This is a genomic window from Thermomicrobiales bacterium, assembly GCA_037045155.1.
GTDB lineage: Bacteria > Chloroflexota > Chloroflexia > Thermomicrobiales > CFX8 > JAMLIA01.
In genome coordinates, this window is record JBAOIG010000002.1 from 1 (window position 1) to 14,855 (window position 14,855).

Consider the following 14,855-nt stretch of genomic DNA (forward strand, 5'->3'; position numbering starts at 1 on the left):
CCACGCTCGGATCATCCGCCCGCGACCGGCTCTTCGCGCTCGGCAAGGCCGTCACGCCGACGCCGCTCGATGCGGCCGTCGCCACGGTCTATCCCCTGCTCTCGCACGCCGCCGCGCCCGCGCCTGCACTGCGCTTTCCAGTCTCTGCGCCAGGCAACCCGCGCACCATCACCGTCCAGACCGACGCAGGCATCGCCGACCCGGAGCACGTCGCGCGCACCGCTCTCGACCACGCCGCCACAGCGGTGCGCGGGTGCTCGTGCTCCGCAACACCGTGCGCGACTGCCGTCGACACGCAACAGCGCGCTCGAAGCGCTCGCCACTTACGACAGGATCGCTCGGCGCTGCTCTTCACCTGCTGCGACGTTGCCGACGCCGCACCATGCGCGGTTCGCCCGTGACGACCGTCGCGCGCCTCGACGCCGCCATCGAGCGTCGAGTTCGGCAAGGCCGAGCCCCGTCGGGCGGGCTGCGTGATCGGTCGCGACGCAGACCGTGCAGCAGGCGCTCGACCTCGACGCCGACCTCCTCATCACCGACCTGTGCCCGATGGACGTGCTGCTGCAACGCGTCGGGCGGCTCCATCGGCATCGACGGCCGACGGCGCTCAGGCGCCGGCCCGACGGGATACACGCGCGCCGGTCGCCGTGGTGCTGACGCCCGGCGAGCGCGACCTCGCCGCGATTCATCACGAAGGGCGGCGAGCCTCGCGGAAAGCACGGACACGGCACGGTCTACGACGACCTGCGGGTGCTCCACGCGACGTGGTGTCAGATCGAGGCAGCTCCCGATCGTCTCCATCCCGGCGATGAACCGGCACCTCGTCGAACACACCACGCACCCAGACGCGCTGCTCGACGGCCATCCCGCGCCGCGACGACGGGACTGGTCACAGCACCGGATGTGGGTGCACCGGGCAGTTCTGCGGCGACCGGCGCGCGGCGTGTTCATCGCTCGTCGACGCGGGCACGACGCGCTCTTCGGCGCGTGCGCCTTCCCCGACAAGGCGCTCGGCCGAGCGCATCTCGACGCGGCTCGGCGAGGGCGACCGGCGCGCGGTGCTTCACGCCGCCGCCGACGCGGCCCGTTCGGCGACGTGCAGGTCGCCAGAGCTCACCGTGCCGACTTTCATGGCGCGGGAGGTCGCCGCCCGACGCCGTGCCCACCGTGATTCGAGCGACGAACGCCGGCGCTTTGTGTTCGCGTTCGGCGCCGACGCGTTTCGTCTACGACCGCCTCGGGCCTTCGCGCCGCGAGACCGAGTGCCCCCGCCACCGACGAGGACCTCTCCGATGTCTGAACCGACGCACACAACCTGCTCACCGAGCCCGTTGCTCGACGGTCGAAGACGCGCGATGGAGCCCGCGCCCGCACTCACGCTCCCCGGCGTGCTCGCGCGCCTCGGGCGCGGAGAGTCGCCACGGAGTTCCGCTGCGCTGCGGTCGCACCAGCGGCACCCGTGGCACGCGTTTCTGGTGCAGCTCGCCGCCCTCGCGTGTGCGCGCGGCCGGCGACGACCGCTCGCGGTCGATGAAGCCGCGCTGGCGGGAGCGGCTGCTCGCGCTCACCGGCGGCGCGCACGAGCCCTGGTGCCTCGTCGTCGACGACCTCGCGACGCCCGGCGCTGCTCCAGGCCCCGGTGCCCGAGAACGAAGCTCGACGGGTTCAAGCGCACCTTCGATCAGCCCGACGCGCCTCGACGTGCTCATCACGGCCAAGAACCACGACCTCAAGAGCGCGCGCATGGACCATCGCCCGCCCCGAGCACTGGCTCTTCGCGCTGGTGACGCTCCAGACCACCGAGGGGTTTCTCGGCAAGGGCAACTACGGCGTCGCCCGGATGAACGGCGGCTTCGCCAGCCGACCGCAGGTGGGCGTCGCGCGCGGGCCCGGCTTCGTCGACCGCTTCGCCCGCGACGTGCGCACGTGGCTCGACGCGCGCCGCGAGTCGCTGATCTCGCTAGCTTCGGGTACGCGCCCCGACGGGATCGGGCTGCTGTGGTGCGAGCCCTGGGACGGCACGACCTCGCTGCGCGCTCCAGCGAACTCGATCCGTTCTTCGTCGAGGTGTGTCGGCGCGTCAGGCTCACCCTCGTGGGCGAGCGCATCGCAGGGCCGCGGCGTCTCGACCGAGGCCGCCCGCGTCGACGGCAAAGCATCTCGCTGGGCGTCACGGGCGACGTCTGGATCCCGGTCGAAGCGCGACGACGCAGGCAAGGCCCTCACGGTGTCGGCCAACGGGTTCAACTACGTCGCTCCTGTCGAACCTCCTCTTCGACGGCGACTACGCGCGCGCGCCGCGGCGCAGAGCCTCCGCCCCGAGGACGGCGACGCGCCGGTGCTCATCGCGCGGGTGCTCGCGCGGGGGCAGGGCGAGACCAACGGGCTCCACGAGCGGGTGCTCGAGCTCCCGGCCGACGGCTCGCGACCTGCTTCGCCGAGCCCGCCGCGCGCGCAGCGCCTCGGCGCCCTCGCGCAGCGGCGCGTCGAGCAGGTCGGCGGCGAGCGTCCGCAAGCGGGCGCTGCGGCCGGCGCTGTGCGCGCTGGTGCAGGCGGGCGCCGAGAGCGAAGCTCGACTTCGACCGACAAGCGGCCCGATCCCTTCGACCGCCCGCTTCGAAGAGCGCGTCGACGCGATCTTCTTCCGAGCACCTCTGGCGACGACGTCGGGCTACGACGACCCCACGGCCGACGCGCGCTGGCTCGACGACCGTGATCGAGCTTGCCCGCACGGTGCTCACCGAGGCCCTCGACGCGGTTCCGCTGCCGTCGATGCGGCCGCTTCCGCGCCGTCGCCGCCGCGCAGCGCCTCTTCGAGGGCGCCGCTCGCAAGCACTTCGGCATCGGCCTTTCCGACCGCGCCCAGCACCACCCCTGCACCGCCCGCCACCGAGGGAGATGACGCCCGATGAACGCCCCCGAGCACCAACCCTGCTCGCCCGCTCCGCGACGTCGTGGGGGCCGTCGCCCGCACGCTCCAGCGCCTACCGCCCCGGTGACCTCGCGGCGCTCCGCCGACTCGACGCCCCGACGACCCGCACTGCCCCGCGCTGTGGAAGCTCCTCGTGGGCGACCTCGCCGATCAGCTCCCGACCGGACGACGCCTCCCGCCGCCGCGCCGAGCGGCGCTGGGCCGTCATCCTCGCCGCAATGGCCGAAGCCTGGGCTTCGTCGGCCCCGGTCGACGGTTCGGGCGCGCGCTCGGTGAGGCGGTGCCCGAGACCCGCGTCGTGAAGATGCTCCGCGCCCACGACGACGCGCTCGCCGTCGCGGTCCGCACGGTCGTCCAGCAGCTCGCCTCGCGCGGCGTCTACTTCGATCACGTTCGACCTCGCGCGCCTCGTGCTCTCCGACGGCACGCGACGACGAAGAGCGACGTCCGCCGCGCACATCTACCGAGGACTTCTTCACGGCCGCTGCAGCGCGAGTAGACCGTCATCCGCACTGCAACGACTCACAGGAAAGAACCCCGATGATCACGCTTCATCCAGATCCACACGCTGACCTCGTATCCCGGCCGCGCTGCTCAACCGCGACGACGTGGGCTTCGCCAAGCGCATCGCCCTTCGGCGGCGCGACGCGCACGCGCATCTCGTCGCAGTGCCTCAAGCGCCACTGGCGCACCTTCGACGGCGCGCACGCGCTGTCCGAGCTCGCGGCGCGATGTCGCGTGCGCTCGCGGCATCACCTTCGAGCAGCTAGGTCCTCGAGCCGCTCGTGCGCCGAGGGCGTTGACCCGGCCCTCGCGCGGGCGGTGACCGAGGCCATCGATCGCCGCTGGTGCTCGGGCGAGAGCGCCAAGGCGAAGAAGGCCAAGGACGACGCGGAGGCGAAGAAGCCGAAGGCGAAGGGCAAGAAGGGCGCGGAGCGCGACGACGACGCGGCCGCGCGGAGCGTGGTCGCCGAGAAGGCGCCGTGCAGACGCGCAGGTGACCGTGCTGGGGCGGCCCGAGATCGAGTACTTCCTCGGCCACGCGCGGGCGGTCTGCGAGGCGAAGCCCGACGCCGAGCAAGATCGCCGACGCGGTGAAGGCGCGCCTCAAGGACGCCAAGAAGAACCTCGACGGCCATGCAGGCCGTGCCGCGGGCCTCGACGCGGCGCTCTTCGGGCGCATGGTCACCAGCGACATCCTCGCGCGCGGCGACGCGGCGCTCCACGTCGCGCACGCGCTGACCGTGCACGGCGAGCGCGCTCGGAGACGGACTACTTCGCCGCGGTCGACGACCTGCTCGGCGCGACGGCGACGACGCCCAGCTCGGCAGCGGCCACATCGGCACCACCGAGCTCACCTGCGGGCTCTTCTACGGCTACGTCGTGGTCGATGTGCCGCTGCTCGTCTCGAACCTCGAGGGCTGCGACCGCAAGGACGTGGGCGACGCGCCGATCGCACCCTCGCCGGCGAAGGTCGTCGAGGCGCTCATCCACCTCGTCGCGACGGTCTCGCCGGGCGCGAAGCTCGGCTCGACCGCGCCGCACGCGCTACGCGCAGCCTCGTGCTGGTCGAGGCACGGCGACGACGCAGCCGCGCACGCTGGCCAACGCCTTCCTCAAGCCCGGTGACCGAGCGGCCCGACGTGCTCGGCAACACCTACGCGCGCGCTCGACGAGCACCTCGCGCGACCTCGACGGGATGTACGAGAAGACGACCGCGCCGATCGCACGCGGCGATCGACGCGGCGAGGCGTCCTCGACGCGTCGCTCGCGGGCGAGCGGCAGGCGCTGGCCGCGGTCGCGCGGTGGGCCGGCGCCGTCGGTGCGGGGCACGTGATGCTCGGACGTGCTGCTGGCTGCGCTTCGACGCGCCGTGGATGAGCTTCGGCGGCGAGGTGGTCGACAAGTTCGGCGTGACCCGAGACTTTCCCGGGCGCGCGATGCTGACGGGGCTGATCGGCAACGCGCTGGGCTACGACCACGCCGGAGCCTGCGCGCCTCGACGCGCTCCAGCGTCGCCTCCGGTACGCCGTCGCGGCAGGACCGCGCGGGCGTCGCGATGATCGACTACCAGACCGTCGACCTGGGACAGGACTTCATGAGGCGCGCCGGCTGGACCACCCGCGGCGCGCCCGAGGAGCGAGGGCCGGAGGATCGAGCGACGGCACCCACATCCGCCATCGGCACTACCTCGCCGATGCCCTCTACACCGTCGCGCTGACGCTCTCCGGCGACGGCGAGCCCACGATCGACGACGTCGCGCAGGCGCTGCGCTCGCCCGAGCGGCCGCTCTTCCTCGGCCGCAAGAACTGCCTCCCTTCGGCGCCGTTGCTCCTCGGTCGTCACCCGCGCCCCGAGGCTGCGCGATGCGCTCGCGGAGGCGCCGCTCCCGACCGCGCGGTTGAGAGAGGTCGGTAAGCCATTGAAGGCCTGGTGGCCCGTCGACGAGGGCGCCGACTCAGGTCGCACGCTCGCCATCACCGACGACATGGACTGGACCAACCAGATCCATGTCGGTCGGCGCTTCATGCAGGAGTCGATGCTCACCATCACCAGCGAGGCCTCTCATGTCGGGTGACGCCCTCACCATGCTGCGGCTCGGGTTCGACGGTCCGCGGCTCATCGAGCTCGCGCGCCGTCGTCGGCTCCCCGCCCGCGACGTCGACCTCGGGTACGTCGTGCACTGCGCACTCGGCGAGCTCTTCGGCGCAGAGGCCCCGAAGCCCTTCGCAATCACCCGCGAGCAGGGCCGCGTCGTCGAGGTGCTCGCATACTCGCCGCACACCCGCGACGCGCTCCACACGACCGCGCAGACCTTCGCCGACCCGTCGCTCTACGACGGGCTCTGCCACTGGGCGAGCTTCGCGGGCAAGCCCATGCCCGAGCACTTCACCGCCGGGCAGAGGCTTGGGTTCATGGTGAAGGTCTGCCCCACGGTGCGACCCGCGAAGCCGGGGCTGCACCAGGAGAGCGAAGCCCCGGAGGTGGACGCCTTCCTCGCGGCCTGCCGGAAGGTCGGACCCGAGGTGAAGGTCGACCGGGAGACGGTCTATCGGGAGTGGTTCCTCGGGGAGATCGCTCGACGCGGCGGAGCGACGGTGGAGCACGTGGCGCTGGAGCGCTTCCAGTTGGAGCGACTCACCCGGCGACACCAGGGCGCCGACCGCAAGAGCGAGTCGCGCGACCGCCCTGCCGCCAGCTTCCACGGTACCCTCACCGTCACCGACCCCGCGCTCTTCCGCGCCACCCTCGCCCGCGGCCTCGGGCGCCACCGCGCCTTCGGCTTCGGGATGCTCCTCCTCCGCCCTCTCGCCCCGCGGTAACACCCGATGCTCAAGGGACGCCTCGGCCTGGAGACCGCCCGCATCCCCCACGGGGACCGCCACGGCCTCCTCTGGCTCGGCCGGGGCAACCTCGTCGTCGACGCGGGCACCCTCCGCTTCATCACCGCGGGCGACGGCGACCTCCCCGCGGGCGACTACGCCATCCCATTCCAGACCGTGTCGTGCATCGCGCTCCAGCCCGGAGCGACGGTCTCGCACGACGCGCTGCGGCTCTGCGCGAGGCACAGCACCGGCATCGTGGTGACCGGCGTCGATGGGCGTGCGGCTCTACGCCTCGATGCCCTTCGGCCCCGACGAGTCGGCCCGCGCGCGGATGCAGGTCACCCACTGGAGCGATCCCAACCTCCGCACCCTCATCGCCCGGCGGATGTATGCGTGGCGGCTCGGGGAGATCCTCCCCGACGCCGACATCGCGGTGCTGCGCGGCATCGAGGGCGCGCGCATGAAGGAGCATCTACAAGCGCCTCTCGCGAGCAGCTACGGGATGTCCATGGCGCGGCCGGCGCTACGACCGCGGCGGCGCCGGACAGCGCCGACCTCGCCAACCAGGCCATCAACCACGCGTCCACGGCGGTGTACGCCCTCGCCCAGGTGGCCGTGGCAGTGACCGGGACCATCCCCCAGCTCGGGTTCATCCACGAGGACTCGGGCCGCGCGTTCGCGCTCGACATCGCCGACCTGTTTCGCGACTCGCGTGACGCTCCCGGCGGCCTTCGAGGCGGCGAAGAGCCCGCGCCCCGGAGAGACCCTGGAGCGGGCCGTGCGCACGCCACGCCGGGAGCGGTGTTCACGCGCGACACGCGTCGTCGAGAAGATGATCGACCGCATCAAGGAGCTCTTCGACCATGATGACCATCGGCGATCACGCGAAACGTTCCCGACCGGTTTCGGGGCTTCCTGGCGTCGGTGATGTGCGAGGTGACGCCGGGGGTGTACACGTCGCCGGGGATGACCCGGGCGGTGCGGGAGCGGGTCTGGGCGGTGATGGAGGAGTGGTTCGACGCCGGCGACGCGCCCGACACAGGCGGTGGTGATGACGTGGCCTGACTCGCAGGCCCCCGGCGGTCAGGCCTTCCTGCACGCTCGGGCTCCCGAAGGTGGACCTCCAGGAGCACGACGGGATGGTCCTCGTGCGCTGCGCGCTGACCGAAGAGCACGCAACGGTCTTTGACAATCCATGCAGAACGAAACGCCGGGAGCGAGGGCTGACGGAGCGCTTCGTCCCTTCTCCCTCCCCACGGAGGTGACCGCCGTGGGGGGGGCCGGGGGGCGGGGGAGGCCGCGGAGGCGACCGCCGTGGGGGCCCGGTGCGCACCGGGGGGCCACGGAGGCGACCGCTGTGGGGGGCCGGCGCGCGCCGGGGGGCCACGGAGGCGGCCGCTGTGGGGGGCCGGAGGGCGAGGGGCGACGCTTGCGGACACCGCTGTGGGGGGCCGAACAACGGCGTTGCCATCGGCGGAAGGCATCTGCGACGCTCCGGGGAGTCGGCGGGGAGAAGCATTGGAAACTCCCCGCACATTTCAGCGAGAGAGGAGCGTTGCGATGAGACAGATCGACGAGAAGACCGGCTGGGAGGCTTCGAGGGCGGAGGTGTTGTTCACCGAGTCCGTGCTCGCGGCATCGGAGGAGCACCCGAAGCTGCTCCGCGCGATGCGCGCGCAGAACGAGCGCTGGACCGCGCTCGATGCGGTGCGACGCGCGGCGGAGGACGGGGTCGTGCGGGCGAACGCGCGGGTGTCGTGGCTGGACCTCCGGCTCGATGGCCGGGTGCGGGCCTTCGCCAACGAGCTGCTCCGCGACGCCGGGGGAAACAAGGACGACAAGACCTTCCGCGCGTACTTCCCGGAGGCGCCCAACGAGGTGATCCGGCTGGGCCTGGAGAGCGAGATCGAGCGCTGCGAGCGCTTCCAGACGGTGCGGGAGAGGGTCGCGCTCTCGAAGTCGGCGGCGGCGAAGCTCGCGGCCGTGGAGGCGGCGATCTCCGAGGGCAAGGCGGCGCTCCAGGGCCGACGCGACGCCTTCGCCGCACGCACCGGCGTGAGCCTCGATGTGGAGTCGTGGAAGGATGCGACCAACGGGGCGAGAGAGAGCGTGTATCTCCAGCTCCGCACGTGGGCCCTGGAGAACGGCGAGGAGCGCGGGTACGCCGACCGGTTCTTCCCGCTGGGGAATGCCAGGGCGACACGGGCGACCGCCGAGGAGCCGGATCAGGGCGGCAGCAAGGACAGCAAGGAAGACAGCAAGCCCACCGGCTGATGAAGGGGACCTGAGCGGACGGTCCGCAAAGAGGTCAAAGAGGCTCCCCCGCACACGCGGGGATCGACCCGCGCCGACGCGCGCGGCGCACGGCGCTGCGCCGATGGCTCCCCCGCACACGCGGGGATCGACCCGCGTCGCGCCGTGCGCGGCGAGACGCGGCCGACGGCTCCCCCGCACACGCGGGGATCGACCCGGCACCGCGCGCGCCTGCGGGCGCGCGGCGCGCGGCTCCCCCGCACACGCGGGGATCGACCCGCGTGCGCGATCGCGACGCACGCGTCGCGGCGAGGCTCCCCCGCACACGCGGGGATCGACCCCGCGTCGGCGATGGTCACGCTCGCCGCGACGGCGGCTCCCCCGCACACGCGGGGATCGACCCGCGTCGCGGCAGCGACGCCTCGGCGAGCCGCGCGGGCTCCCCCGCACACGCGGGGATCGACCCGTCGACGCGAGTCGCGCCGCGGCGATGCGCCGCCGGCTCCCCCGCACACGCGGGGATCGACCCGCGGCGTCGCGGCCGCGCGCGACGGTGCGCGCGGCTCCCCCGCACACGCGGGGATCGACCCGTCGCGCGCCGTAGCGCGACGCGTCGCGCACGACGGCTCCCCCGCACACGCGGGGATCGACCCGCCGGCGACGGTCGACCGCACGGCGCGCGTCGGGCTCCCCCGCACACGCGGGGATCGACCCGCGACCCCGCGCGATGCAGCCGCTGCGGACGGCGGCTCCCCCGCACACGCGGGGATCGACCCTGCGACGCCGCGCGACGAGCGTCCGCGGCGCGAGGCTCCCCCGCACACGCGGGGATCGACCCATCCGCGATCGCGCCGACGTGCCCGAGCATCGTGAGGCTCCCCCGCACACGCGGGGATCGACCCGCGCCGGCAGCGCGAGGTCGACGCGCTGCAGCTGGCTCCCCCGCACACGCGGGGATCGACCCTCGCGTCGCGTCGCGCGGTCCGCGCCAGCGCGCGGGCTCCCCCGCACACGCGGGGATCGACCCGCGCACGACGCGCGGGACGCTGCGACGCGGCGGCTCCCCCGCACACGCGGGGATCGACCCGGTCTCGCACGCGCAGCGTCGCCATCGCGGCTCCCCCGCACACGCGGGGATCGACCCGCGTGCACGCGGCGCGACGGCGACGCGCGTCGAGCGGCTCCCCCGCACACGCGGGGATCGACCCCGTCGCGACGGCGTCACCGGCCCGACGGCCGACGGGCTCCCCCGCACACGCGGGGATCGACCCGCAGCGCAGTCGGCGCTCCGTCGATGCTCGCGGAGGCTCCCCCGCACACGCGGGGATCGACCCCGCTCGGCGACGCCGCGGAGCCGTCAGCTCGAGGGCTCCCCCGCACACGCGGGGATCGACCCGTGCGCGACGCCTCGCCGGCGCATCGACGAGCCGGGCTCCCCCGCACACGCGGGGATCGACCCTGCATCCGATGCGAGCAGCGGCAGCGTCGACCGCGGGCTCCCCCGCACACGCGGGGATCGACCCTCGGCGCGAGCGTCGCCGGGCGGTCGCCGCGTGCGGGCTCCCCCGCACACGCGGGGATCGACCCGCGCGCACGCACGGCGTCGCGCATGGCCGCTGGCGGCTCCCCCGCACACGCGGGGATCGACCCGCCGCAGTCGATCGCCTCGAGCGCGGCGATGCGGCTCCCCCGCACACGCGGGGATCGACCCGATCGGCAGCCCGCGACGGCACGCGGCGTCGTCGCGGCTCCCCCGCACACGCGGGGATCGACCCCTGGCGCGACTGCGCCGCGATGCGCCGCCATGCGGGCTCCCCCGCACACGCGGGGATCGACCCGCGCGGCCGCGCAGGCTGCCGCGGCGTGCACCGTGGCTCCCCCGCACACGCGGGGATCGACCCGCGACCGGGCCGTCGCGGCGCATCGTCGCGCGCGGCTCCCCCGCACACGCGGGGATCGACCCCGCGTCGCTCGCAGCGGCACCAGCGCCGAGTGGCGGCTCCCCCGCACACGCGGGGATCGACCCGTCGGTCGCAGACGTCGACTCGCGCGCGGTGATGAGGCTCCCCCGCACACGCGGGGATCGACCCGTCACACCGCCAGCTGCGGTTGGACACTGTGCTGGCTCCCCCGCACACGCGGGGATCGACCCACGCTCGCCGCGCGGCCGGCATCGCCGCGAGCGTGGCTCCCCCGCACACGCGGGGATCGACCCCGGCCGCTGGCGATCGCCGTCGTGCCGACGTCAAGGCTCCCCCGCACACGCGGGGATCGACCCGTGACGGGCCATGAGCGCTCGACGCTGCGATCGGGGCTCCCCCGCACACGCGGGGATCGACCCCGCGCCTCGCGACGGCGGTCCGCGTCGCCGGTCGGGCTCCCCCGCACACGCGGGGATCGACCCGACGCGCGACGCCGCTGCCCGGACGCTCGGCAGGCTCCCCCGCACACGCGGGGATCGACCCGTCGGCGCGCAGTCGGCCATGCGCCGTGCCGCGGGCTCCCCCGCACACGCGGGGATCGACCCGTCGCGGTGCACGTGCGATCGGCGACGCGCCGGGCTCCCCCGCACACGCGGGGATCGACCCGCGCGCCCGGACGACCACCGCGGATCGCCGCGCAGGCTCCCCCGCACACGCGGGGATCGACCCGTGCCGACGTCGACGACGGTCGCTCGCACGCGCCGGCTCCCCCGCACACGCGGGGATCGACCCCGAGCGTCGGCACGCGCTGCGCAGCGGCTCGCGGCTCCCCCGCACACGCGGGGATCGACCCTCGGCGGCAGCGGCTACGAGCGACACCGCGGGCGGCTCCCCCGCACACGCGGGGATCGACCCGCCGCGAGCGCGACTGGCGCGGTCGACGTCGGCAGGCTCCCCCGCACACGCGGGGATCGACCCCGCTCGCATCGTCGAGCGCGCGATCACGCGCTCGGCTCCCCCGCACACGCGGGGATCGACCCGCGGCGATGCGCGCGGGCGATGCGCCGACCGCGGGCTCCCCCGCACACGCGGGGATCGACCCGCGCTGCGAGTCTTCGCGAGCTGGCCGAGCCTGCGGCTCCCCCGCACACGCGGGGATCGACCCCACGTCGCGCCGAGCGCTCGCCGAGCGGCACGTGGCTCCCCCGCACACGCGGGGATCGACCCTGCGCACGGCCGCAGCGCTCCGGCGCGCATCGCGTGGCTCCCCCGCACACGCGGGGATCGACCCGCCGCGGCGCGCGACTGCTCGACGAGCGCCGTGGGCTCCCCCGCACACGCGGGGATCGACCCGCGACCACGGCTCCCGCCGACCGGATGCCGCGACGGCTCCCCCGCACACGCGGGGATCGACCCATCGCGCGATCGCAGGCGTACGTCGGCCGACGCGGGGCTCCCCCGCACACGCGGGGATCGACCCTCGGCGTGGCCGCGTCGCGCCGCTCTCGCAGGTCGGCTCCCCCGCACACGCGGGGATCGACCCCACGCGGCCGATCTGCCCGCGGCGCGGCGCTGCAGGCTCCCCCGCACACGCGGGGATCGACCCGCTCGACCGCGCGCGCTGGCAGCGCGGCGCCTGCGGGCTCCCCCGCACACGCGGGGATCGACCCCGCCCGAGCACGCGTCGCGACCGAGCGTCGGTGCGTGGCTCCCCCGCACACGCGGGGATCGACCCTCGCTCGACGTGCGGCGACGCTTCACCCCGAGCATGGCTCCCCCGCACACGCGGGGATCGACCCGCGTCGCCTGGTGAGGTCGCGGAGGTCGCTCGCAGGCTCCCCCGCACACGCGGGGATCGACCCCGACGCCGAGCCGGTGACCTTCACGTCGCCGGAGGCTCCCCCGCACACGCGGGGATCGACCCGTGCCGCGTCGGGCTACCCGACGACTCCACCCAGGCTCCCCCGCACACGCGGGGATCGACCCGGCACCGGCGCGCGGTCGCCGCAGGTTGCATGCGGGCTCCCCCGCACACGCGGGGATCGACCCAGCGGTCGATGTCCGCCAGTCCGACGCGCGGCGCTGGCTCCCCCGCACACGCGGGGATCGACCCGTCCGGTCGGCGAACAGGCTCGTCGACGTCGTCGGCTCCCCCGCACACGCGGGGATCGACCCCTCCGCGTGCGCGCCACGGTGCAGACGAACGCAGGCTCCCCCGCACACGCGGGGATCGACCCGCGTCGCTCGCCGCAGACGCTGATGCACCATCGCGGCTCCCCCGCACACGCGGGGATCGACCCTCGTCGTCCGCCGTGGTCGCGCGATCCGCGCCACGGCTCCCCCGCACACGCGGGGATCGACCCCGACGTCGGGCGTCGGCTCCGGCGCAGCGCCGACGGCTCCCCCGCACACGCGGGGATCGACCCGCATCGGGTGATCGACGCTCGCGGAAGCCGCCAGCGGCTCCCCCGCACACGCGGGGATCGACCCTGCCGCACGACCCTGCGGCACCGCCTCACACGCGGGCTCCCCCGCACACGCGGGGATCGACCCGCCCGGCGCGCGCGTCTCCCGGCTGCGGCGGCCGGCTCCCCCGCACACGCGGGGATCGACCCTCGACCGTCGCGCCGCTAGGGACCGCGTCGACGCGGCTCCCCCGCACACGCGGGGATCGACCCGTGTCGCCGGTGACGTCGGCTTCCGTGCGGCCGGGGCTCCCCCGCACACGCGGGGATCGACCCGCCGCTGTCGACGTCCTGCGACGACCGGACCGATGGCTCCCCCGCACACGCGGGGATCGACCCTACCGGCGCCCGCGCACCTGCTCGTAGCCGCCCGAGGCTCCCCCGCACACGCGGGGATCGACCCCACGCGCGGAGGCAGGTGCTCGGTGATCGTGGTGGCTCCCCCGCACACGCGGGGATCGACCCGTCGCGCGTCGTGTCGCTCCGTGGCCGACGCCATGGCTCCCCCGCACACGCGGGGATCGACCCTCGGAGCGAGTCGTAGTCGCCGACGGTCGCGAGACGGCTCCCCCGCACACGCGGGGATCGACCCGCCGGCTGTGGGCCGCGCGAGATTCTGGCGGCGAAGGCTCCCCCGCACACGCGGGGATCGACCCACGCCACCGGCATCGACCGCGCAGGACGAGGTCGGCTCCCCCGCACACGCGGGGATCGACCCGTCACGCGGTGCATGCGGTCCGCGCATGGTCGGGGCTCCCCCGCACACGCGGGGATCGACCCGATCGCTCCGCGGTGACGCGCGGCGAGTCGCAGTCGGCTCCCCCGCACACGCGGGGATCGACCCTCGACGCGGCCTTCGCGTCCCCGGCTGCGAGAGCGGCTCCCCCGCACACGCGGGGATCGACCCCTCGGACGGACGGGAGCGCTTCAGCCGCGCCGGCTCCCCCGCACACGCGGGGATCGACCCTGGTCGATGGACGCCGGGAGACCGTGGCGATAGCGGGCTCCCCCGCACACGCGGGGATCGACCCGTCGGCGCATCCGCGCGGACGTCGGCGCGGGCGACGGCTCCCCCGCACACGCGGGGATCGACCCGCCGATGCCCGCGGGACTCGGTCGTCACGGCTCGGCAGGCTCCCCCGCACACGCGGGGATCGACCCCCGCGCCGCGCACGTGCTCGGTCGCCGCGCGCGAGGCTCCCCCGCACACGCGGGGATCGACCCGAGACAACGAAGCGTCGGGCGCTCCGAGGATGGGCTCCCCCGCACACGCGGGGGAGGCTCACGCGCGCGGATGCGGCGCTACGGCCCTCGCCGGCTGGGCTACGCTCCGGGGATGTCAGGCGACGCCGCACGCACCATCGACCCGGAGTTTCCCAACCTCGCGCCCGACGTCGTGGACGGCTACCGCAACGCGCCGGAGACGATGCTCGCGGAGATCATCGACGGGGAGCTGCTGACGATGCCTCGCCCCCACCGTCAACACGTTCACGCGGCGTCGGCGCTCGGCGAGGAGCTGGGGCCGCCGTTCCGTCGAGGGCGCGGCGGACCTGGGGGGTGGGTGATCCTCGACGAACCGGAGCTGCACCTGGGGCCGCTCCCTGACGTCGTGATCCCCGACCTGGCCGGGTGGCGGCGCGAACGCATCCCCGCGGACTTCCTCGCCGGGACCGAGCCGCCCTTCATCCCCCTCGCGCCGGACTGGTGTTGCGAGGTGCTCTCGCCCTCGACGGAGCGGGTCGACCGCGGGCGCAAGCTGGCGATCTACCATCGGGAGGGCGTCGGCCACGTCTGGCTGGTGTCGCCGACGCTGCGCTCCGTGGAGGTGTACCGCCGGGCGGACATCGGCTGGCTGTTGGTCGCGACCTTCGAGGGAGACGCGGTCGTGCGCGCGGAGCCCTTCGACGCGGTGCCGCTCGAGCTCGCCGGACTGTGGGCGCTGTAGCCCGGCCCCCCT

General features: G+C 74.8%; 11 protein-coding genes, 1 pseudogene and 1 CRISPR repeat array. Of the genes and pseudogenes, 10 read left to right on the forward strand and 2 right to left on the reverse strand.

Annotated features, from left to right (window positions below; translation table 11 throughout):
* On the forward strand, positions 1-401 hold a 401-nt coding region (locus tag V9F06_00185; protein MEI2616038.1), incomplete at its 5' end, for a hypothetical protein.
* A 918-nt stretch (positions 402-1,319) separates the two neighbouring features.
* Here V9F06_00185 and V9F06_00190 read toward each other — a convergent pair.
* Positions 1,320-1,568 (reverse strand): hypothetical protein, encoded by a 249-nt coding sequence (locus V9F06_00190; GenBank protein ID MEI2616039.1) that lies wholly within the window; start codon positions 1,566-1,568, stop codon positions 1,320-1,322.
* Positions 1,569-1,783: 215 nt separating this feature from the next.
* On the opposite strand from V9F06_00190, the gene V9F06_00195 reads away from it, so the two are divergent.
* Complete coding sequence (locus V9F06_00195) at positions 1,784-2,716, forward strand: hypothetical protein (protein MEI2616040.1); 933 nt, start codon at positions 1,784-1,786, stop codon at positions 2,714-2,716.
* A 268-nt stretch (positions 2,717-2,984) separates the two neighbouring features.
* Here the strand turns inward: V9F06_00195 and V9F06_00200 are convergent, their stop codons facing one another.
* Positions 2,985-3,323, reverse strand: coding sequence for a hypothetical protein (locus V9F06_00200; GenBank protein ID MEI2616041.1), 339 nt, complete (start codon positions 3,321-3,323; stop codon positions 2,985-2,987).
* 149 nt (positions 3,324-3,472) lie between these two features.
* Between V9F06_00200 and V9F06_00205 the strand changes: the two genes are divergently transcribed.
* The 8 genes and pseudogenes from V9F06_00205 (at position 3,473) to V9F06_00240 (ending at position 14,843) form a co-directional block, all read left to right on the forward strand.
* Positions 3,473-4,030 (forward strand): type I-E CRISPR-associated protein Cas7/Cse4/CasC, encoded by a 558-nt coding sequence (locus tag V9F06_00205; protein MEI2616042.1) that lies wholly within the window; start codon positions 3,473-3,475, stop codon positions 4,028-4,030.
* 225 nt (positions 4,031-4,255) lie between these two features.
* Positions 4,256-4,561 (forward strand): annotated as a pseudogene (locus V9F06_00210) (type I-E CRISPR-associated protein Cas7/Cse4/CasC).
* Between the two features lie 793 nt (positions 4,562-5,354).
* Positions 5,355-5,510 carry a hypothetical protein gene (locus tag V9F06_00215; protein MEI2616043.1) on the forward strand — a complete coding sequence of 52 codons (156 nt, stop codon included), beginning with the start codon at positions 5,355-5,357 and terminating at the stop codon, positions 5,508-5,510.
* A complete protein-coding gene (gene cas6e / locus V9F06_00220; GenBank protein MEI2616044.1) occupies positions 5,500-6,255 on the forward strand; it encodes a type I-E CRISPR-associated protein Cas6/Cse3/CasE in 756 nt (251 codons plus the stop codon). Before V9F06_00215 ends, cas6e begins: the two co-directional genes overlap by 11 nt.
* A gap of 6 nt (positions 6,256-6,261) precedes the next feature.
* Entirely contained in the window at positions 6,262-7,125 is an 864-nt protein-coding gene (locus tag V9F06_00225; GenBank protein MEI2616045.1) for a hypothetical protein, read from the forward strand.
* A 12-nt stretch (positions 7,126-7,137) separates the two neighbouring features.
* Positions 7,138-7,323 (forward strand): type I-E CRISPR-associated endoribonuclease Cas2e, encoded by a 186-nt coding sequence (gene cas2e / locus V9F06_00230; GenBank protein ID MEI2616046.1) that lies wholly within the window; start codon positions 7,138-7,140, stop codon positions 7,321-7,323.
* Positions 7,324-7,818: 495 nt separating this feature from the next.
* Positions 7,819-8,532: a hypothetical protein gene (locus V9F06_00235; GenBank protein ID MEI2616047.1), complete on the forward strand. Its 714-nt coding sequence runs from the start codon at positions 7,819-7,821 to the stop codon at positions 8,530-8,532.
* 41 nt (positions 8,533-8,573) lie between these two features.
* Positions 8,574-14,183: a CRISPR direct-repeat array (repeat unit 29 nt; unit sequence GGCTCCCCCGCACACGCGGGGATCGACCC).
* 9 nt (positions 14,184-14,192) lie between these two features.
* Positions 14,193-14,843 carry a Uma2 family endonuclease gene (locus V9F06_00240; protein ID MEI2616048.1) on the forward strand — a complete coding sequence of 217 codons (651 nt, stop codon included), beginning with the start codon at positions 14,193-14,195 and terminating at the stop codon, positions 14,841-14,843.
* Positions 14,844-14,855: the final 12 nt, after the last annotated feature.

Excerpts from the sequence above, each read along its gene's own strand:
- V9F06_00205 (MEI2616042.1), top strand. The coding sequence starts at position 3,473 with ATGATCACGCTTCATCCAGATCCACACGCTGACCTCGTATCCCGGCCG.
- cas6e (MEI2616044.1), top strand. The coding sequence starts at position 5,500 with ATGTCGGGTGACGCCCTCACCATGCTGCGGCTCGGGTTCGACGGTCCG.
- V9F06_00225 (MEI2616045.1), top strand. The coding sequence starts at position 6,262 with ATGCTCAAGGGACGCCTCGGCCTGGAGACCGCCCGCATCCCCCACGGG.
- V9F06_00235 (MEI2616047.1), top strand. The coding sequence starts at position 7,819 with ATGAGACAGATCGACGAGAAGACCGGCTGGGAGGCTTCGAGGGCGGAG.
- V9F06_00240 (MEI2616048.1), top strand. The coding sequence starts at position 14,193 with ATGCGGCGCTACGGCCCTCGCCGGCTGGGCTACGCTCCGGGGATGTCA.